Here is a 21,173-nt window from a genome sequence, read left to right on the forward strand (position 1 = left end):
GAATGGCCCTATAAAAAATGGCAATTATTAAGGAATATCCGCATATAACGCCAAATAGTCGATGGTTGGAAAATACAAAGCGCACTGGTATTCGCTAATGTCCCTGTGCTGCGCAAGAGAATCTCTTTCGCGTAATAGCGTGAGATAAAACTCAACTTGCTCTCTATGTAAAGCCTTCGCAGCCGTTATAAATACCTGCAGGTCTTCCCCAGCGGCAGGAGAGCTGGTTTTGTAATCGACAATCCAGCGTACATTGTTGCTGTCTATAAATGTTCTGTCGACGACAGCAATTTTTGCCGTGTCGCCGTAGCTTAACCGCAGCTCACAATGGCTATCACGATGCCGGTTATTGAGTAACCACAAGCCCGTTTCGCTTGTAAGAACGGCTTCCAGTGTTTCTGCCATGGAATCACAACAGCCGAGCGCCATCTCTTCGGTTAACCCAAGTTGCTGAAGCTGCGCACGCCAATAATCCGTTAACGCTGACAAACTCGGGACAAACGCCTGGGAGGCGCCGTTATCATGCAGCATTTTTAGCGATCGATGGAGCACAGTACCCAAAGCACGCACACGGCTATTCGCCGATGACTCAAAAGCCAAAAGGGTTAGCTCAGCAGCTTGGTTGTCATAATCCGGTAATGTCCATAGCTCTCGATTTTTAGACACTATCGATAATGGCTTAAACGTTATTGGCAGCCGCTCAATATAGGTTCTGATGCGTTTTCGCGGTACCTTGTTCACCGCTTCCTCTACGTGTACGGCCGATTCAACAATAAATTCAGCCCCGGCTGTTTGCCAAATTCTGGATAAAAAGCTGGAGCGTGCGGGCATCACCGGCTGCTCATCTTTATCGAGTTTTAGCTGCCCACTCAAAAATAAGCGCGCGCGAGCACGCGTACATGCCACATAAAAAAGGCGTGTTTCTTCATATTCGCTTCTTCGTTTGGCCTCGTTACGCAGTAAAGCCGTTAAAGGATCGGCTTCAGTTTCAGTGGAAGCGGCAATGGGGCTTAACAATAAACTGGCACGATCGTTAGCCAGCTGGCGTTCGTGCCAATATAACAAGGCGGGTGCATCGGGTCGGCTATGTTTATGCAGGTTGGGTAGAAACACGGTATCAAACTCTAGGCCTTTCGATTTATGCATGGTCATTACCTGTACTGCTCCGGGTGTTATTTCCGGCTGGGCATACAACTTTTCAAATGCGCGATCAAATAATTGGCGGTCCACTATTTTTCCGCCCTCGCAATGTTTACTTAACAATGCAAGGTAACCGTCAGTATCTTTCCGTTGCGATTCACTGCTAATTAACTCAGCTCCACCAAGCTTTAGCCAAGTGGCCTCGACAAGCTCTCTGGTCGATCGGCGCGAGATCATCGCCAAACTACTGTGTAGCGCCTGGTAAAAACGCGCCAGGCAGTGATGCCCATCGCCGCTAAGACGGAGCTCTGTTATAGCACGCTGTATTTTGCTAACAACACTGGAATATTTCGAGTCTGCACGCTTCGCTTCTAGGCCCTTGTTTCCAAGTCCTTTGGTGTCTGAGGACTTCGGTTCCGAGCAAGCACGGCTGAATAACGTCGACAGATCAAAATTATCGATGCCGCACCAAGGCGCGCGTATAAGCGTGAGCCAAGCAACGTTATCGGATGGATTTTCAAGAACACGGGTAAGGGCGTACAAATGCTGGATCCAGGGACGGGACTGCATAGGATCGATTTCAACTGCACTGTAGGGAACTCCGTGTAATTTCAACGCTGGCAATATATGAATCAGGTGATTTCGACTGCGTACAAGTATGGCTATCGACTGTGTAGGGTCTTGCTGTATCAAATGCTGTACTTGATCGGCCACATACGCAGCCTCGATTAAACCGTCCTCATCATCGGTAAAACCTACACATTTTGTGTAGGACTGGCTTTCACCTTTTGAAGGTGTAAACGCTTGAGATGCCGTGTAACGTACCGCACCTCGGCCAATATTGTCTGTAGCAGGGAAGGCTCCTTGAAAATGCTTATTGACCCACTGGATAATGGTGTCCGTTGAGCGGAAATTAACATCCAAATCAGCCTTTGTGCATGATTTCCCACCGAGCCCATTCTGTCGCACGTCAAGAAATATACCCACATCGGCATTGCGAAACCCGTAGCACGACTGCATTCCATCACCGACAACAAACAGTGTTTTACTATCGTCGTATTCCCACTCGCGTAATAACAAGCGAAGTAACTCTAACTGCGAATGAGAGGTGTCTTGAAATTCATCCACGAGTATATGTTTAAGAGAATAATCAAGCCTAAGCGCTAGGTCACTCACATCGCTATAGCTGCCTAGCGCAGCCTTAGCTCTCTCGGCTACATCAATAAAATCGACACTGCCTTGTTGCTGAAAAACAAGCTTTAAGTGTGCAACCAAAAGCGGTAGTAAATCAAACAAGGCTCTCAACGCGCCCCACTGCACAGTGGAATAATGCAAGTTGGGAAAAATGGCAACCAGCTCCAAATTGTCCCGCACTCCGTCAATCGACGATATTTCTGCGATCAGCTCTTGAAAGCGTTTTTTCTGTTGAGTAAAAAGCGCCTTTTGTTGTTTGTCGCCAGGCGGAAAACCATGGTTCTTGGTTAACCGTTTTAAGAACTCGTGTTTTGCCGTTAATGTAACGCTGGTAAGCGGCTTCCAGAACGTCGTTAAACCACTTTCCAAACACGTCTCTGCCGGAAAGGCAGTAACGCCCTTAAGCTTAGCGCCCTCAGAATGCGGTAAAATTTCAGTAAGATTAGAGCCAGCAAAATCCAATAGTTCGCAAAGTTCACTTTCATAAACCTTTAATGCGCTGCCAAGTTCTTCTAAAATGTTCTCCGCCCAAGCGGCAAGATTGCTCTCCAATTGTTGCTTTAGGTCATCGTGCTCGTTGCCGCTTATGTTGCCGGTTAATTTATACACTAACGGCAACCACTGATCTCGGGCATGCAGCAGGCCACTGAGTAAACGCGCTACACGATCGATGTCACAGTTAAGGTGGGTATACAGCGTTTGTAAAGCCTCAGGCCAAGCATTGCTGCTGCAGTTTTCTATAAGGGACTGCGCCGCCTGGTCGTAAGCGACAGAAGGGTCCTCTAGCAGCTGAGCTTTGCCACCCACAGCACTCATCATCGGCATTTGCTGTACAAGGCTGCCGCAAAAACTGTCTATGGTTTGGATTTTTAGTCGATGCGGTGTGGAGAGTAAATTCCAATGTCGGCTACGACTATTTTCGCATGCCGTCTTCGCCAGAAATAGCAGTTGTTGTTGATGAGGCTCGGCTATGCTTTCAATCTCATTTTTACTCAGGCCCTCTGCCTGCTCTAGGGCCGTAATAATTCGCTCTTTCATTTCCTGCGCGGCTTTACGCGTAAAAGTAATGCACAAAATTTCTTCGGGCGCATCACACACGGAGAGCAAGCCAAGTACACGTAGCGTTAACAGTCCGGTTTTTCCCGACCCGGCAGGAGCAGAAACAGCAAAGGATGTGTGTGGTGATATAGCCGCAGCCCGTGCCTGCGCATCTACAGGAGCATTCATTTGGCATCCCCCGTATTGTCGAGTTCCATCACATCCGGTGCTGCAGGAGCCAAATATTCCCAAAATAATAGCCCTGCAGGGTTTCGGCTCACATTGGCGACGTAGCCTTCAGCAATTTCCGTTGTGCTCGCACTTAAATCAGTAGACCACCATGCAATAGCCGCATCCCAATCGCTGGGTAGATCGTAGCGCTTTAACAATTCCGGTTTCGTCAGGCCTTGCAACTCAATCGCGCCGTTTGCTATACCGGAGTAGGCAATAGTTTTGTTGTTGACCTCCATATAGGCAACGCCAGCAAGATAAGTATCTTGCTGCAGGCCGTGAGCGTAGAGCGGCAATTGCGGACTAGGTAAAGGAGATTTTTGTAGGCCAGCCAAGCTTGTAGAACCGCTTTTATAATCAATAACCATACTGTTGGCCTGAGCGCTTTCGTGCGTTTGCACCGCGTCCAAGCGGTCTAGGCGAGTCTGGTACACGTAGCCTTCAACATCGATACGCATACTTTTTTCTATCGCCGTAACAGTAAAGGGCGCACGCTCAAGGTCAATAGCAATAGCTTGTTTTATTACCACCAGCGTTTCACTTTCATATAAAGATAACGCGTCGGCATAACTATGGAGATTGTGGCGTGCCATCAATTTTTGAAGCTGACGGTGTATCTCATTAGTAATAAAAGTGTCGATTTCACTTTCAGATAATAATTTTACCGCTTCAGAATCAACGTAAGTTTTCCAAAAGACGCCCAATACACCGTGGATCAAGCTACCTTTGATAAAGGGCGGAATGCCTAGGTAGCGGCTTTGCTCACCCTTTACGCCGAGGTCATATACCGCAAAAGCAAAAAACGGGTTGGCATTATGGAGTTGGAGCCTATAACTGCCCCCTCTCACAACACTGCCTTTTTCTAAGGGAGGACCATAGGTTGTGTCTACTTTTTCCAGAACTTGTTCGAACGCTACCGCTTGATCAATACGACTATCAATATCGCTTTTTACTTGATGAGCAGTGGTAATGCGCTTATTTGCAACAAGTGACGCCAATAGAGGGCTGTATTTTTGAGCTTCATCCACCTCGTTTACGCTAAAATAACTCAGTTGCGCCGCCGGATTGTCATCGCATAATTTATGCAGTAAGTTCTGTGCGTAACCCAGTTCGCGTTCAGGCGTAGCCCTTGGTGTAGAAAATTGTTTTTGCAATGCATAGGGAATAAGCGGGTTTGGCTCAGGTGCCGTAGGGTAACTATTTTCGGTTAACCCGATAATTCTACAGTGATCAAATGTTGACCCGGCGGCCTCGAGAATCCCCAGAATCTGTATAGGGCGTAACGGAACCTGCACGTGAAAAACTGAATCTCCAGCAAGATTTTTTAAAAGTGTTACCCAAGCCGAAAATGACATCACCTTGCTGTCACTGGCCTGAACGAGCATTGGTTCTAAACTTTCAATCAACGCCAATACCTGCCGAAAGCTTTCAATGGCCTGATATTCTCGGCTGTTAATTGTACGCGGGCCAGGCCAACGTAAAAATTCCAGCGTTTCAATCGTGAATTGCCGCCACTCTGTAGGGGTTTTCTTTTCCCGTGCATGGCGTAACGCTTGGATAAACTGCTGAAAACAATAAAAATCGGATGTGCGACTGCGTTTTGCTTCAGGTGTTTCGTCCGCTTCAACTTCGATTTCTACTGTGCGTTCGGCATTTTCCAGTGTAGATAGGTACAGTGCTTTAGAAAAATTGATCCCAGCATGTTGGGATAGGGCTTCTGCAGCGCGCAACCGTGCCTCAGACAAACCTTGCCCCCAATAAACGCAAAGATTTATAACACTAATGTCCTCTAGTGACGGCTGTTTCGTTTGCAACGACAGCAAATCAAAAACTGCACGTATAACCGGCTCGTCCAAAAGTCGGGGGCTTGCGGATATATCATAGGGAACACGTGGCGTATCGATGTGCGCGTTACTAATGTATTCGGGGTCAAAACAGCGATTAAAGCGCTGCTCTATTATTTGCCGGGTACTGGCAAGGTTGGGCACAACCACAGCAATTGTTGCGTTAGGAGGCAGTGAAGGTAACAGCCTTTCACACCAATCAGCAGCGGCATCAATTTCCTTTTCAAATGTTTCATATTGGCGCAGTTCGATACCTAGGCCAAAATCCGTTGACTGGTTTTCAGTTAAATGACCAAGAGTACTTGAAAAATGAGCAAGCAGTTTTTGCCATAAAGGACTTATTTCGGTAAACCCTAAAAGCTTTACAGCACGAGGCTTGGCGAGAAAATTATGGTGATAGGCCGAGTCAATACACGCTATGGCGGCTTCTTTTAAGAGCCAACCGTTAGTGCTGCAAAGTGCTTCCAATTCGGCTATGGCAGCAAGCAAAAATGTTGTTTCGGCGCTCTCAAAGTTTGCTATTTGGTCGAGTGGTAACTGCCACTGTTGAATTAATCGCCGTGCCTCCATAAGGTTTTTAGCCAGTGCTTGAGGGTTTACTATCTCTGCCAGCTCTACGCCAAAACCTTGCGCTCTTTTAGCAAAAGCGGGGGATTCCAATAATTGTGTCCAAAGTAGCTTCTCCTGCTGGTCATCGATTAACTGAGAATCACAGCCTTTGTAACCGTTATCTTGCAACACCAGCCACACTTCTCTCATCCAGCTGTCTATTGAATATACATTTGGCGCCTCTTCAGCACCAAAACTCCCGTTATCGGCACGGTGTAACTGACGCAGATGGTGCCTTTGCAAACGTTCATTAGCCGTGAGCACAAGGCTTTCACCAAACGGATTTCCAACCATAGTTTTAACTACCGCCATAAATTCAAAGAATAAAAGTAAATGTAATATAACTTAATGATTCAAAGCACGGGGCTGCGCCCATTCAATACACAATACATGTTGATTTATTACAATTCTGTTACTAGGGGGGTTCGCAGGTTAGGAGCGACTAACGCTTTATGCACATGCCCAAAAAAACGTGTCGAAAACCATGCCAATTCGGTTGAAATCCACGCTAGGCCTTTATTTAATACATTAAAAACTCCGTAAGCTATTGATTTATATATATAAAATATAATTGATCAAAATATAACCGCGTCGCGAGAGCCCAAGGATTTCCGGGCTTTTTACGTGGTTCCTAAGGTAATGTCCACCAACTTATCCACAGGAAATGTGGACAATTTTTTTAACTAGAATGACGCGATTTTTAACCTAATAGTTACAAAAATGACTAATCTCCTTAGACTAATTTTTTTTAAATTTACAATTCTCTATTCTTTGCGACAAGATGCCCTCCAAAAGGCGCAACGAGGCACTATGGTCTTAGCCCCGACCTCACACTTGTTGCCGGAGGGTGTGGCAACATCGACAACCTAGCGATAATCGATTAAACCTTCACCTGCCAAGTGCGGAACACCGATTACTCCTCATTCGTACAGATGGCTACGTAACTTACAAGGCCGTAACAACGACGCGGAGAAAGGGGTAAAGGTGCGCTTTCATTACCCCATTCGAATAGCTCTCGATGTACCGGCTCATGCCGGCTACCCAATAATTACAATCAAACCTACGTGGCGTTGCCATAGATTTTCGAGGATTGGCTTATATAAGCAAGCACGTTGGCTCTCGAGCCAGTAGTGGAGGGCATTTAGCGCGAAACTTACCGATCATGATCGCAGCCATAGTGAGTTCATTTACTCGATCGCTAGCCTGTGTAATTATTTTACTGGAAGCGCAAGTTTAACCCCAAGCAACAGTTTTGTACGATCGTGTTTGTTTTGCCGATCAAACCTATCGGTATCGGCATAGATTGTTTAAGCGGGGCATACGGCTTATTGCGATCAAGCCAGCTTGGAATACCCGCTCATAAGAAAAGATAGTGAACGAGAAAACCTTTTAGATTGGTACAAAAAAGTAAGTAAGCTAGCGGCAATAAAACTTGTGTGGCTGTTAAAACGATAGTTACAGCAATAGTTACAAAAATAGCTACAAAAAAGGTAAGCATAAAAAAAGCCCGACGTTTCTGGGGGGAGACCGTCGGGCCAGGACCATTAGGAGTGAAACATTAAGGATTAAAAATCCTCAACGAGCTACAGGAGCTCTACCGGTAACTCAAACACTTGGGGGGGGATATGCGCTACCGGTAACTACAAGTATCGAAGAAATCTCAGGTTATTCCACTTCAGAGGCAGATTATTTTTAAATCATTTCCTAATAGAAACGGTGCTGAAATTGATCCAAAGCTATATGTTACCACTACACATTCCGTAAAAGCCTAGCGGGGCTAGGCTCACAGGTTAGTGCATGTTCAGCTCACAGGTAATCATGCGTAAACAATTTTTCATCTAACAAAATGGAACCCCGGCTAAATTGTTCAAACCTTATACAAACTCAAAAAGACTGGAAACAGGGGGTATGGACTGTAACAAACGTTTTGCTGTGGAAGAGCGTGAAAACCAATTATCGAGATTGTTCTGGATGCGCCGCAGGTTAGGGCCACTAGAGTGGAAGGCCCCGGTTACGGGTTCGTAGGCCATACTGTGATCAGAGACGCTCAATTTCGCAAGCTCATTCAGTTCGCCGAATATGGTGGTAATTAAATCAAACACGCAATCTTTACGGTGTATGTCGCTTGTTTCCCAATAGGCATTGGTTAAGGCAGACAACAAATCTTCAAGGGCAATGACTGCGTCAGATATGGCAATTTTGCTCATATTAATGCATCCAGTAGTGAATTTGTTTTGAGTATAGACCCGAACTAGTCCTGCGGAGCAGGTCGAATCAAACCCTCCTGGGCGCACGTCAATATAAGCTTACCTTCCATCGTAAATACATTGCTATGCGCGAACCCACGCGCGGCCCCAGCCCAAGGGCTATAACTGTGACACAGCAACCAATCGTCCGCTCTAAAATCGCCGCTGTGAAACCACATTGCATGATCGATACTGGCAGGGAACACCTTGTTTGAATATATAGAAATACCATGGGGCAATAGTGATGTAGCCAATAACCCAAGGTCTGAAGCATACGCTAGAGTACAGGTATGATGGATTTGGGTGTCCGGCAACGGGCTGCTGGCTTTTAACCAATAATAGGCTTCCGCTGGCCGCGATTGCGACGATTGGAATAGGTCTTGATCTACGGGCAACAGCTTAAACGGGTAAACCTTGTTAGGGTTATCGGGTGCAGGAATAAGCCCATCATCCGCTGATCGCAAGCTTAAAATGTCCTCAGGCATTGGCACATCGGCAGGGAAGGGCGCCTGATGATGGTAACCCTCTTCAGGGTGGTGAAACGAAGCCGACATATTCAAAATTGGGCGCCCAAATTGACGAGCAACCACTCGACGACTGACAATTGAGCGTCCGTCACGCACTTCTTCAACATCATAAATAACCGGAATATCACTTTTACCGGGGCGCAAAAAATAGGCGTGAAGGGAGTGGGGGAGCGCGGCTCCCGCGTTGCCGTGCTGAGTTCGGTAGCAAGCGAGCAATGCCTGGGCCAACACCTGCCCACCAAACAGGGTTCCCTTGAAGTTTTCCTGATGGTGTATGTTTCTGAACAGGTTGGTGTCCAATTGTTCCAGCTGAAGAATGTCTTCAAGTTCTGACTGCATAATAAAACCTGTCAATAAGTTGGGCATGCTGCCGATAAACAAACACATAAGGCCAAAAGTAAGCCCAGGAGTTACACATGTATTCTTTGCGACATTTCAAGCTCGGTTTCATACTACTTTTACTGCTTCAGCAAGGCTGTACTGCCAACTATGCCGCATCTGAATACAGCAAAGTGAAACAAGTGCTTAGGCTTGAAGACAGCCATCTAATTGTGCGTAAAAATCAATGGCGCTTATCTACCGATACGCCTGTATTTATAGCGTACTCCGCAGTAGAGCAGCCAAACTACCGAAACAAACCTGAATTACGGCGATCAAAATACCAGCTACAAACGGCCATGGAAGACGCCTTCGTAAGACGTTATGCCAAGGTACAAGCTTCGCCAATGCCTTTGACCTACGCCAAAGCCCTAGAGAGCGCACGCGCTAGTGGCAGCCGAGTACTTATCTACCCACAATTACTGGAGTACCCTAAATTTGAAGACGGGCGACCTCCATTAGCTAAAACCCATACGGCAGAGTTTCGGGTTCTACTCGTTGACACACTCACCGACAAGGTGCTTGATGTCGCCACTATCAGTGCCCGCAGTGAGTTGGCACTAGGAAAAGAAATTGAAGTTAGCGATTTGTTCACAGAGGCGTCACGCCTCTACGTTAAACAACTAACTGGCGCCTGATAAAAGCAACGACTTACATGTTTGGATAATTCGGCCCACCTCCACCTTCAGGTGGCACCCAGGTAATGTTCTGCGCCGGATCTTTAATATCGCAAGTTTTACAGTGAATGCAGTTTTGCGCATTGATCTGGAACCGCGCGTTGTCAGAATCGTCCTTAATAATTTCATATACCCCAGCCGGACAATAGCGCTGTGCCGGCTCGTCGTAATCCACAAGATTGGTGCCCGTAGCAATGCCTAAATCGGCCAGTTTTAAATGACAGGGTTGATCTTCTTCGTGGTTGGCATTGGAAAGAAATACAGAAGAAAGCTTATCGAAACTCAATACACCATCTGCCTTGGGGTAGGGGATCTTCTTGGCAGCACTGGCTTTGACGAGCTGTTCATGGTCGGGTTTTGTATCTTTTAGCGTCCAGGGGAGCTTGCCGTTAAATAAATTGATGTCAACAAAAGCATAGGCCGAACCTACAAAGTTTCCCCATTTATGTTGCGCGGGGCCAAAATTGCGCTGTACGTAAAGCTCCTGGTATACCCAGCTATCGTTAAAAAGTTTCTCATATTCTATTAGCGTGTCTTGCTGCCGGTTATCGGCCAATGCATTGGCAATGCACTCCGCCGCCAGCATGCCGGATTTCATTGCCGTGTGTGTGCCTTTAATTTTGGCAAAATTCAATGTACCGGCATCGTCACCAATAAGTAAGCCGCCAGGGAAGTACTGTTTCGGCAGCGCTTGTAAGCCACCTTTTACCAATGCTCGGGCACCGTAGGCAATACGTTCGCCATTGTTAAGATGTTTACTCAATTGCGGGTGATGCTTATAGCGCTGAAATTCATCATAGGGGCTGAGGTGGGGGTTGGAATAAGACAAGTCCACTACCAACCCAACAGCCACCTGCTGATCTTCCATATGATAAAGAAAACCGCCGCCGGGGCTACCGGATTCACTTAACGGCCAACCAGCTGTGTGCACCACAAGGCCGGGCTGATGCTGTTCAGCGGGTACCTTCCACAGCTCCTTAAAGCCTATGCCGTAGTGCTGTGGGGTTTTCCCTGCATCAAGAGCAAACTGTTGGATTAACTGTTTGCCTAGGTGACCTCGGCAGCCTTCTGCAAAAATCGTGTAGTGCCCATTAAGCTCCATTCCCGGCATGTAGGTATCTTTTTCGGAGCCGTCCGCGGCAACACCCATATCACCGGTAACTATGCCTTTTACGGCGCCTTTATCGTCAACCACTAGCTCGGCGGCGGTAAAACCTGGAAAAATTTCGACACCCAGCGATTCAGCTTGCTCCGCGAGCCAACGACAGAGATTAGCGACGCTAACAATGTAGTTACCTTTGTTGTGCATGGTTTTAGGTGCAAACAAGCTCGGAATAGTTGCACTGGCCTTGCTGTTCCGTAGAAGAAGTACTTCATCACGGGTTGTGGGCTGATGAAGTGGCGCGCCGTTATCTTGCCAATTGGGAAACAGTTCGGACAGTACGCGGGGCTCAAAAACTGCACCGGACAAAATATGGCCACCTACCTCAGCGCTTTTTTCAACAACGCACACGCTTAAGTCTGCATTGATTTGCTTTAATCGGCAGGCGCTACTTAAGCCGGCGGGGCCAGCGCCAACAATTACTACATCATACTGCATCGATTCTCGTTCCACGGCATTCCTCACTTTGTTTGCCTATGAGTATACGTTCGCCATTACAGGCCAACCAATACCATTTTTCGGCGTAGATTCTGGCAATAGCGCCCAAGCGCCAAGGTGATCTGATGTGTCATCAAGGTTATTGTTTTAAGTGCTTGTCCTACTATCGACAATAGCATAGCCTTCCCAAGACTCGCCTATAATTCAGTAGCAATAGCAGTAGAATTATGTGTGATAACAGGCCCAAGCAATCACCGTATTTCAGGGCAAATAGAAACCGACCCCAAAGAAAAATCAGGAGCTTCAATACGTATGAAGATTCTCGTGCCAATAAAGCGTGTTGTTGATTACAACGTAAAAGTACGACCTAAATCCGATGGAACCGACGTTGATCTTGCCAACGTAAAAATGTCCATAAACCCGTTCTGCGAAATTGCAGTAGAAGAAGCCATTCGCATTAAAGAAGGCGGCGGGGCAACAGAGATTATTGTAGTGTCTATTGGCCCAGCAAAAGCACAGGAACAATTGCGCTCGGCAATGGCCTTAGGTGCAGACAGGGCAATACTGGTTGAAAGTGACACGCCGCTGGAGCCGCTAGCCGTTGCCAAATGCTTAAAAAATATAGTCGACAAAGAGCAGCCTGGTTTAATTTTAATGGGCAAACAATCCATCGACGGGGACAATAATCAAACAGGCCAAATGCTGGCAGCCCTGTGCGGATACCCGCAAGCAACCTTTGCCTCACAGGTTACGGTTACTGAGAATACCGCAACAGTAACACGCGAAGTTGATGGTGGGCTGGAAACGCTTAAAGTTCAGATTCCTGCGGTTATTACCACGGATCTACGCTTAAACGAACCGCGGTTTGCCGCGCTACCCAACATTATGAAAGCGAAAAGAAAGCCATTGGAAATGCGGCCGCTTAGCGATTTGGGTATCGATACAAAGCCACGCACCCAAGTACTTGCTGTTGAATCACCACCAGAACGCAGCGCCGGAATAAAAGTGGCCGATGTCGACGCCCTAATTGAAAAACTTAAAAATGAAGCGAAGGTGATCTGATGAGCGTATTAATAATTGCAGAACACGATAATAAATCGCTTAAAGCGGCCACCCTGCATGCGGTTACTGCAGGCAAGCAAATAGGCGGCGAAATTCATATTCTGGTCGCGGGTTACCAATGTGACGAAGCCGTTAAGCAGGCTGCTGCGGTAGAAGGCGTAGCAGAAGTACTTCAAAGCTGCGCCGATTATCTAGAGCACCAACTGGCGGAAGATATAGCACCGCTTATTGCGTCACTCGCTGAAAACTACAGCCATATACTGGCACCGGCAACAACCTCAGGTAAAAACTATTTGCCACGTGCAGCGGCGTTAAACGACGTTCAGTTACTTTCAGACATTATCAGTGTTGAGAGCGACGATACCTTTAAACGCCCAATTTATGCAGGAAACGTCATTGCCACAACCAAAAGCCTAGACCCCATAAAGTTTCTCACGGTGCGGGCTACAGCCTTTGACGCTGCACCCATGCAGGGCGGCAATGCAAACATTAAAACCCTAGAGGCTGCCAGTACTTCTAGTAGCTTATCGAGCTTTGAAAGCCAGGAAATAGCCACATCAGACCGACCAGAGCTCACCTCTGCGAAGGTTGTTGTATCCGGTGGACGAGGCCTGGCAAATGGCGACAACTTCAACCTGCTTTACGCGCTTGCCGACAAACTTAACGCAGCGGTTGGCGCCTCGCGCGCAGCCGTGGATGCCGGATTTGTTCCTAATGATATGCAGGTAGGGCAAACCGGTAAAATCGTAGCCCCGGAGCTCTATATTGCCGTAGGTATCTCTGGTGCCATACAGCATTTAGCCGGTATGAAAGAATCTAAGGTGATTGTTGCGATCAATAAAGATGAAGACGCGCCCATATTCCAGGTAGCAGATTATGGCCTGGTTGCAGATCTATTTGAGGTGCTGCCGGAGCTTACCGATAAACTGGCGAGCTAATACGACTCCACTGGTCAATCGGGCACACGGGCGTACAAATAATAACCATGTTTTTGTGCGCCTCAGTAAAGTACTGACTAAATTGTGGCACTATGTTGTGGTAGGAAGTTGTGGCACCCGCAATAGGGGGAGTAAAATGCCAAACGGCTTTGCCTGCACCCACCCGAACAATTCGTCAGGAACCATCCTTCATGTTCAATTTTTTTCTGCCCTCTAGCAAGGTCCAAAAAGACCGTAGTATTATGCGCGAAACCGACTCGCGCATGGCAAAGTACAGCAGAAGAGGGCTGATCTTTAATTTCTGCGCGTATCTTATATGCCTAGTAGGTGGTCGCTTTGTCGATGAAAATCGTGATCTAACTATTACACTAACTATTGGTTTACTATTTATAACCATCGTTCGTGGCTTCTTTCTTTTTCGTTTCGATCAACTATACCCCCGGGCGCCGCAACGCTGGCGGCAGAGCTACTTTATTGCAACCCTACTGGGCGCATTCTGGTGGGCCGTTATTTTGGTTAGCATTACCTTAAAGCTGGGTATGCAAAATGAAGCACCGCTATTATGGTTGTATACCGTTGTGTTTTTTTCCACCACAGCTCACGCGTTTGCGCCCTACCAAAAATTCCTTTCTTACTATCAATTTGTTGGCATTGTGCCGGCGGCTATTTCTGCTTTATTCGTGGACAACCTAACCGCGTACCTTTACGGTATATTAATGTTGGTTTTCTATTTTGTACTTGCCCACCAATGTCGACTTATTTCCGAGAATTATTGGGAACGACTGGAAGCCGCTTACGCACTTGCGCGCAAAACCCAGTCAATGGAAGTTGAAAAGCGTGATACACGAGCCAGTGCGCAATTAAACCGTGAATTCCTTACGTACCTCAGGAACGACTTGCACGGCATCTTTGTGCAGTCTGCGGAAGCGTTAAAAGGGCTAGACGAAGGTAGCGTAAACCGCATGGCGTTTCGCCAGTGTGAACGCGACTTCAAACATGTATTCCTCAATGTAAGCGACTTTAACAGCGTACTGAATAAAGAACTTAAATTGGCAAATAAAGTCTTTAATATCCGCCATGAATTACAGCATATAGTGGCAGAATATATTGATGACGCTGAAGCCAACGGCATTAGAATTGAAACGGCTTTGTCTCCAACCCTGCCCATGCGCCTTAAAGGCGATGCATCGCGCCTGGCTCAAATTATTCGCACACTGTTGTCACTTAGTATTCAGTCTATTGAAAAAGGCGTAATTCTTGTTGAAGTAGAATTTCTACGCGAATACGAAAATGCAGGCGAACTCTACATTAATATTTCCAGCTTCGATGCAACCTTAAAAAAACGTTTACTGAGCGAAAACATCCCACAACAGGCAAAAGTCAACTTGGCGCTTGCGGTAGCGAAAGGCTTGTCGGATATGATGAACGGTGGCATTGAGATAAGCGACATACCTAATGAAGGGATCCTCTACCGTTTTGATGCTAAATTCGACGTAGCAGAACAAGCAGGGCATCTTGATTTCCACAAAAACTCGTTTACGGGTCGCAGCGTAATGTTGATAGAAAGCGACAGACGCATTGTAGATATTAAACGACGAGAGCTTACTGCACTGGGGTTCGATGTTTACACCGAGGGGCAGTTTAAGCGAGCACTACAGCAGCTTAGTCAGAGCTATAAAGACAGCCGCCCAATTGAATCAGTGTTATTTTATTACGAAGAAGGGCAAACAGAAGCCAGCGAATTTAGCCATGCAATGGCGACCCACCCCGAACTACGCAACACACACCAACTTGTTGTGGCCACAGACCGCCAACAAAAATTAATGCTTAACCAAGGCTTTACCGATAACGCGTACTTACATTACGTAAATAAACCTGCAGGTCTTTTTGAATTGGAGTCAACTTTTAAAGAGGTTTACGCTATTTTAGACGAAGCTGAAATATCCATTGAGGACGTCCCCGTAGAAGCGCTAAATGTTGAGCGTAAAGAAATGCTGCTGATAAGCCGTAGAGAGAATGCCGAGGTACGCGTAAGAGAAACCCTGGAAGGCTTGAATTTTGAGCTCACAATAATTTCAAAAGAATCAAAAATACCAGCGGCCGTTAAAGCAAAAAATCCCGCTATGGCACTAGTTGATTGTGATGAAGAGCCGAATTTCATTCGAATTGTAGACGCAATTAGAGCAATAGAAACCGAAGAAAAAGCAGAGTTTTACATTCCTATAATTGGCATAAGCTCATCATCCAGCGAGTCTGAATCTACGGCCTACGAATTGGGCGTTGATGATTTTATCGACATGTCCAACACCAAAAAACACCTGCGAAGTGTAGTAGAAAATTGGCTGGCACTTACAAACGATATTGATGACCAATAACGTCATGCATGCTGGTTGCGTGCAAACACAACCAGCATGCATTAATGTGTTCAATCTATAGCTTAAACTCAGACCAGATAGGGCAGTGGTCCGAAGGCCTTTCCATAGCGCGAATATCGGTATCAATACCTGAAGCAACACACTTGTCAGCCAACGACTTAGTTGCAAGAATTACATCTATTCGTAAGCCCCTTCGTGGCTCTCGCTCGAACCCACGGCTGCGGTAGTCGAACCAGCTATAGTGGCCATTATCATTACCGTTTACAGATCGGAATGTATCCGTAAGCCCCCAACCTTTTAAACGCTCATACCACTCACGCTCTTCCGGCAAAAAACTGCATTTACCGGTGCGTAACCAGCGCTTTCTATTATCTTCTCCAATGCCAATATCGTTATCTTCCGGCGATACATTCACATCACCTATAACCAACACTGCGTCAGAGGGGGAAAAATTAGTTTCCAGATACGCCTGCAAATCAGAATAAAAATTGCGTTTATTTGGATACTTTACCGGGTGTTCGTTACTTTCGCCTTGAGGGAAATAACCATTCATTACTGTAATTAATTCGCCATCCAGCTCAAACTCACCGACCACGAAACGGCGCTGCGCATCTTCATCATCCGTTACAAAACCTTTCTGCACATTTTTAAACGGGTGCTTAGATAACAAAGCAACACCGTAGTGGGTCTTTTGGCCAAAATATTCTACGTGATAACCCAATGCTTCAATATCAGCAACAGGGAAATCAACATCTGTTACCTTGGTTTCCTGCAAACCAATAAAATCGGGGGCGTATTTATCTACCACAGCTTGAAGCTGATGTAGGCGAGTGCGAACACTATTAACATTAAATGAGATACATTTCATAACGGAGTTAGAGGTAGCTAGAGGGAGGGGCAGGGTAGCCATCAGAAACGGCTACCCCTATTTTCTATTTTAACCGATCAAGTGCTTAGAAGCTTGAGGCTTGCTGTACATTCTTTTTGTTTGACAGACGAATCATATCCATAAGAATATTACCCGTTTCGATAAGAAGCGTATCGCCTTCGGTATCAATACGATTTTTTGGGGTAGAGGATGCCTGCTCCTGCTCTTGTTCGTCATCAAACTCTTTTTCACTTTTTTGGAATTCATCCAGCGTTTTATAGGGCTTTTCGCCTTTAGCAACACGCCGTTTGTTATCAATATTCATTGCCTGTTTTTCTAAGCGCTCTTTTTCGGCTAGTCGCGCGACTTCATTTAGCGAAATTGTTTTTCGATTTTTATTCTCTTCCATAATGGTTATTTGATCGAGAATAAAATTAAAATCAGGGTCGTTGGCTACGCGCTTGTTGTGCTCCTGAGTAAGCACAGGAATTAACGCGGTGAAATCAAAATAAGCGTCGTGCGGTACTGCACGAATTTTATCCCAGGGCAGGGCATTGTCGTAAGCGGATTCACCCACTTCATCTGAGTCAATTAATAGTGGCAGCGCAATATCGGGAATAACCCCACGGTGCTGGGTACTTTCACCCGACACTCGGTAAAACTTAGATTCCGTTATCTTCAACTTACCCTCTAATAGAGGTGTCACAGATTGAACAGTCCCTTTACCGAAAGACTGGGAGCCCACAATAAGGCCACGTTGGTAGTCTTGAATAGCACCTGCGAAAATTTCAGAAGCCGAAGCGCTTAACCTATTGACCAGCACAACAAGTGGGCCACGGTAACGAGCCTTGGAATGCGACCGATTGTGACGGTTAATTCGGCCATCGGGCGAGCGTATTTGAACCACCGGGCCAAGGTCTATAAACAAATCGGTAAGTCGCGTAGCCTCATGCAGTGAGCCACCGCCATTGTTACGCAAATCGAGAATAACACCATCTACGTTTTCTTTTCGCAGTTCATCCAGCAATACCAATACGTCTTGCGTACTACTTTTAAAGTTAAGGTCGCGATTGTTGTAGGCCTCAAAGTCGATATAGAAAGCGGGCAGGTGTATAACACCAATTTTGTATATGTTATCGCCGTCTGTAAGTTCAAGTACGGCCTTTTGTGCGGCCTGATCTTCTAGCTTCACTTTACCACGCTGAATACGAATAGTTTTCGGCTCAACGGCCTCAGAAGATACAACCTCCAACTTAACCACAGTATTCTTGGGGCCACGTATGAGGTTAACAACTTCATCAAGGCGCCAGCCAACCACATCGACCAACTCACCATCAGCTCCCTGGCCCACAGAAACAATTTTATCGGCGGCCTTAAGCTGGCCTTGTTTATCGGCCGGGCCACCGGCGACAAGCCTTACAACCTTGGTAAACTCATCCTCAGAGTGAAGTACGGCTCCTATACCCTCGAGAGAGAGAGACATATTAATATCGAAATTTTCGGAGGTGCGTGCGTTCCAGTAATTCGTATGCGGGTCATAAAGTACAGTAAGCGCGTTAACCATTGTCTCAAAAATATCTGAGCTGTCTTGCTGCTTCACCCGATTAAGTTGATTCTTATAGCGACGGTGAACGGTCTTTCGCGCTTCCTCAACGGTTTTGCCAGAAAGCTTTAAATTTAACAGGCTAAGCTTAATTCGCTTGTACCAAAGCTCATCGGCCTCGGCACGGGTTTTAGGCCAGCTCGCCTCTTCGCGATCAAGTTCTATAGAATCACTCTGGGTAAAGTCAAACGGAATAGATTCATCTTCAAGCGTTTCAAGAACCGCCTCTAACCGAGAAACCAAGCGCTGGCGAAAGGTATGGTATACCTCGAAGCCGGGTTTAAGGTTGCCTCGCTTAAAAAAATCGTCGTAATTTACCGCATTTTTTTGGAATTGCTGAATGTCTTTTTGGTAAAAAAACATACGGGCAGGGTCTAGTGTGGTGAGATACTCCTCCAGAAAACTGCGTGAAAGCGTGTCATCGACAGCCTGCTCACGGTAATGCCGAGATTGAAGCTTAGTGACCACGTCCTTTACCGTTTCCGCCTGTTTTTGGGTGTGCTCAAGCGGAGCAACAATGGAAGCTTGCGAACATAATGTGAACAGCAGCGTTAATACTGGCGCTGTTCGGGTGAAAAAGTGCAATCTCATACTAACGAAAACCTGAATATAAATGCAGCAATTAGTGTTTCTACGCCAAACGTCTGCAAACTATAGCATAGAGTGAGTAATCAAAAGAGTTTAAGCGTGCCCGATAGTTCCACCCAATATAAGCTTTTTGAGCCGACCTCAAAGGCAATGATATGCCTGAAACATCTGAAGCTGCTCGTTGAAATAACCAGACACATAAAACGGTTGTTCCAATAAAGCCAAGGCATAGAGAGCGTTTAAAGCTAAAATTCATAGAGGTTTTATACCTTGCACCTAGTGTTTTTGCAGCCATAAATGCACAAAACCCCCCAAGTTTGAGAACTGGACGCGAACTTTAGACTCCCAGATGCACAAATTTAAGGCGCAGGCGTAAAAATCTCCCACCAGAAAACTTGTATTTCTTAATACGGCAACCGCGTCATCGCGGTTCACATGGCGTCACAACCAACATAGCCGCAATTACAGGTGATATTCAAACAGTTGCACTAATTAGCCCTAGGGGGTTGCCTCATGACAGCGTACACGCTAGAGCCTTGAGCCTCGACTAATAACCATCGATAGGAAGCTAGCCTAGTCCAGCTGGCTAAGCCAATAGTGCGCAGTGAGCGACTGATAGGGTATCGCCTTAAGGGTATGGGCTCGCCGCACTTCCGATAATTGCCCGTACACCCAGCTATACAGGGCCTCCTGCGCGGTTTCTGGTAGCCTCCACGCTGTGGTGGCTGGTAGAAACCGAGTAGGGCAGCTCTACCTAGTCCATCGAGTATGTCCCGTATCGTTTTTTGAGCAGAGAATTTCTGTGACCTTGTAACAGATAAACCACATCATTCGGTAATGGCCTATCAAGCCCGCTAGGGTTGATCGATACACAACCGCACGGCTCTGAGCTTTCAAAAATGCGCAGCATTTGAAAGCGAGCTGTACGGCAAATACGCACAAAAAAGGTACTTTAAGAGCCTGGCAAATGGAATATGTCTTTCCGTCACCTGGACAAATTCATCTGCCCAATTTGCAACCATGTTACAGATTGCTTTTGCTAGGCTGGCAGTCTTCTACCGAAAGGAAAAGAGGGCGCGTAGCGCAATGCGGTGATGAAAATGTTTTGTGTTTTATCCACCGCACTCGAAGTGCTGTTTCTGCCATACGGGGTACTGTAATACCCCGTATCACTCCCTTGAAGGGAGCTTACCTAGCTTTCTTCGCTCCCTAACCCTTTGATCTGTATAGATAATTCGAGCTTTCAGGCTCGAATTATCTCACTCTCAATGATGTGGATTCGGAAGGTCTTCCAACCGAAAAAGGGTATTTGGCTAAATCACATTTGTCGCAGCTCTTTAGCAGTATTTAAACCATTGAAGCAAGCAGGTGATATTGAACACCGTTGCTCACTAATCCTCGATAAGTGCTAGGAAAAGATTGTTATTCTAGACTGGGCACAATTATAAGCATGCCTTCAATTACCCTCATTTATTGCGTGCAGCGAAATAAATTTGGCTGCCTGGCTCACCACACTCTAGCAGTAGCTCGGCGACAATCCTGTCCATTGCCTCAGTCAAGGCTTTCACATTGTGGAGGAACCTCAGAAACTGCATAAAACGCGACGCGGGTAAGCTGAGTAAGGCTTTGCAGTAATTGTTCTTTGATTCTAACTGTGTACGCATCGACAAGGATGTAGAAAATCGCATTCTGCAATCGGCAACCGTCGTGAACTCATTATAGCCAGGGAAATTTTCCATGCGACTAAAGATAATATCTATTTGTTGATGGCTATTGTTATGCCGCAACAAATGTAATACGCGGTTCAGATTAAACAATAATTGCATTTTTTCACCTTCACTAGTTTGGCTCAGGCGTTCTGCGTTCACGGCAATAACAATTCTTGGTGGACGAATCCATGAGCCTTTTAATCGCGCCAAGTGAAAACGGGTTCTTGGTGTGTCGTGATCGAGCAGTGCGGTGGGTATTATTTGAGCGCGAAGTTGTACGCCCAATATACCTTGGTCACAATTAGAAACAAGAGATTCTTTGTCGCTGTATTGATCGCCGAGCACTAACAGTTGCGTTGCTGTATTAAGTTGATACACAACATATGAAATCAAGGCGGCCACAGAAATTACCAGCAATACCGCAAGCGCCCGAAAATACCATGCCTCGTATGTGCTCAGAAAAATTAGTAGAACCATCGCACCTGCACTTGCAAAAATACCATATGCAAACAATAGAATACTTAATCTTGGTACGTTCATAGGTTT

At 46.3% G+C, this 21,173-nt stretch carries 12 protein-coding genes; 4 read left to right on the top strand and 8 right to left on the bottom strand.

The genetic code is table 11. From position 1 onward, the window contains the following. Positions 1 to 27 precede the first annotated feature (27 nt). The 4 genes from H5336_RS19605 to H5336_RS19620 form a co-directional block, all read right to left on the bottom strand. A complete protein-coding gene (locus tag H5336_RS19605) occupies positions 28 to 3,561 on the bottom strand; it encodes a UvrD-helicase domain-containing protein (protein WP_185236165.1) in 3,534 nt (1,177 codons plus the stop codon). Beyond that, positions 3,558 to 6,350, bottom strand: a complete 2,793-nt coding sequence (locus H5336_RS19610) for a PD-(D/E)XK nuclease family protein (RefSeq protein WP_185236166.1) — start codon at positions 6,348 to 6,350, stop codon at positions 3,558 to 3,560. Before H5336_RS19610 ends, H5336_RS19605 begins: the two co-directional genes overlap by 4 nt. Before the next feature lie 1,580 nt (positions 6,351 to 7,930). After that, a complete protein-coding gene (locus tag H5336_RS19615) occupies positions 7,931 to 8,263 on the bottom strand; it encodes a hypothetical protein (protein WP_185236167.1) in 333 nt (110 codons plus the stop codon). 44 nt (positions 8,264 to 8,307) lie between these two features. After that, on the bottom strand, positions 8,308 to 9,168 hold the full coding sequence (locus H5336_RS19620; RefSeq protein WP_185236168.1) for an acyl-CoA thioesterase: 861 nt from the start codon (positions 9,166 to 9,168) through the stop codon (positions 8,308 to 8,310). A gap of 77 nt (positions 9,169 to 9,245) precedes the next feature. Between H5336_RS19620 and H5336_RS19625 the strand changes: the two genes are divergently transcribed. Further along, positions 9,246 to 9,845, top strand: a complete 600-nt coding sequence (locus H5336_RS19625; protein ID WP_185236169.1) for a DUF4823 domain-containing protein — start codon at positions 9,246 to 9,248, stop codon at positions 9,843 to 9,845. A gap of 13 nt (positions 9,846 to 9,858) precedes the next feature. On the opposite strand, the gene H5336_RS19630 is transcribed toward H5336_RS19625, so the two are convergent. Beyond that, the gene (locus H5336_RS19630; RefSeq protein WP_185236193.1) at positions 9,859 to 11,484 is read right to left on the bottom strand and encodes an electron transfer flavoprotein-ubiquinone oxidoreductase; all 1,626 of its coding nucleotides are present in this window, start codon (positions 11,482 to 11,484) and stop codon (positions 9,859 to 9,861) included. A gap of 312 nt (positions 11,485 to 11,796) precedes the next feature. Between H5336_RS19630 and H5336_RS19635 the strand changes: the two genes are divergently transcribed. The 3 genes from H5336_RS19635 (at position 11,797) to H5336_RS19645 (ending at position 15,859) form a co-directional block, all read left to right on the top strand. Further along, positions 11,797 to 12,546 (top strand): electron transfer flavoprotein subunit beta/FixA family protein, encoded by a 750-nt coding sequence (locus H5336_RS19635; protein ID WP_185236194.1) that lies wholly within the window; start codon positions 11,797 to 11,799, stop codon positions 12,544 to 12,546. Continuing rightward, on the top strand, positions 12,546 to 13,484 hold the full coding sequence (locus tag H5336_RS19640) for an electron transfer flavoprotein subunit alpha/FixB family protein (protein ID WP_185236170.1): 939 nt from the start codon (positions 12,546 to 12,548) through the stop codon (positions 13,482 to 13,484). Before H5336_RS19635 ends, H5336_RS19640 begins: the two co-directional genes overlap by 1 nt. A gap of 191 nt (positions 13,485 to 13,675) precedes the next feature. Beyond that, the gene (locus tag H5336_RS19645; RefSeq protein WP_185236171.1) at positions 13,676 to 15,859 is read left to right on the top strand and encodes a histidine kinase; all 2,184 of its coding nucleotides are present in this window, start codon (positions 13,676 to 13,678) and stop codon (positions 15,857 to 15,859) included. 55 nt (positions 15,860 to 15,914) lie between these two features. Here H5336_RS19645 and xthA read toward each other — a convergent pair whose 3' ends face one another. The 3 genes from xthA to H5336_RS19660 form a co-directional block, all read right to left on the bottom strand. After that, positions 15,915 to 16,727 carry an exodeoxyribonuclease III gene (gene xthA, locus H5336_RS19650; RefSeq protein WP_185236195.1) on the bottom strand — a complete coding sequence of 271 codons (813 nt, stop codon included), beginning with the start codon at positions 16,725 to 16,727 and terminating at the stop codon, positions 15,915 to 15,917. Positions 16,728 to 16,812: 85 nt separating this feature from the next. Further along, positions 16,813 to 18,921: a carboxy terminal-processing peptidase gene (locus H5336_RS19655; protein WP_185236172.1), complete on the bottom strand. Its 2,109-nt coding sequence runs from the start codon at positions 18,919 to 18,921 to the stop codon at positions 16,813 to 16,815. 1,463 nt (positions 18,922 to 20,384) lie between these two features. Then, positions 20,385 to 21,167, bottom strand: coding sequence for a hypothetical protein (locus H5336_RS19660; protein ID WP_185236173.1), 783 nt, complete (start codon positions 21,165 to 21,167; stop codon positions 20,385 to 20,387). Positions 21,168 to 21,173: the final 6 nt, after the last annotated feature.

It is taken from the genome of Teredinibacter franksiae, assembly GCF_014218805.1.
Lineage (GTDB): Bacteria > Pseudomonadota > Gammaproteobacteria > Pseudomonadales > Cellvibrionaceae > Teredinibacter > Teredinibacter franksiae.

What these genes read in the sequence shown, in the direction of transcription:
- H5336_RS19655 (WP_185236172.1), bottom strand. Translation starts at nt 18,921, where the DNA reads ATGAGATTGCACTTTTTCACCCGAACAGCGCCAGTATTAACGCTGCTG.
- xthA (WP_185236195.1), bottom strand. Translation starts at nt 16,727, where the DNA reads ATGAAATGTATCTCATTTAATGTTAATAGTGTTCGCACTCGCCTACAT.
- H5336_RS19605 (WP_185236165.1), bottom strand. Translation starts at nt 3,561, where the DNA reads ATGAATGCTCCTGTAGATGCGCAGGCACGGGCTGCGGCTATATCACCA.
- H5336_RS19630 (WP_185236193.1), bottom strand. Translation starts at nt 11,484, where the DNA reads ATGCAGTATGATGTAGTAATTGTTGGCGCTGGCCCCGCCGGCTTAAGT.
- H5336_RS19625 (WP_185236169.1), top strand. Translation starts at nt 9,246, where the DNA reads ATGTATTCTTTGCGACATTTCAAGCTCGGTTTCATACTACTTTTACTG.
- H5336_RS19610 (WP_185236166.1), bottom strand. Translation starts at nt 6,350, where the DNA reads ATGGTTGGAAATCCGTTTGGTGAAAGCCTTGTGCTCACGGCTAATGAA.
- H5336_RS19645 (WP_185236171.1), top strand. Translation starts at nt 13,676, where the DNA reads ATGTTCAATTTTTTTCTGCCCTCTAGCAAGGTCCAAAAAGACCGTAGT.
- H5336_RS19620 (WP_185236168.1), bottom strand. Translation starts at nt 9,168, where the DNA reads ATGCAGTCAGAACTTGAAGACATTCTTCAGCTGGAACAATTGGACACC.
- H5336_RS19615 (WP_185236167.1), bottom strand. Translation starts at nt 8,263, where the DNA reads ATGAGCAAAATTGCCATATCTGACGCAGTCATTGCCCTTGAAGATTTG.
- H5336_RS19635 (WP_185236194.1), top strand. Translation starts at nt 11,797, where the DNA reads ATGAAGATTCTCGTGCCAATAAAGCGTGTTGTTGATTACAACGTAAAA.
- H5336_RS19640 (WP_185236170.1), top strand. Translation starts at nt 12,546, where the DNA reads ATGAGCGTATTAATAATTGCAGAACACGATAATAAATCGCTTAAAGCG.
- H5336_RS19660 (WP_185236173.1), bottom strand. Translation starts at nt 21,167, where the DNA reads ATGAACGTACCAAGATTAAGTATTCTATTGTTTGCATATGGTATTTTT.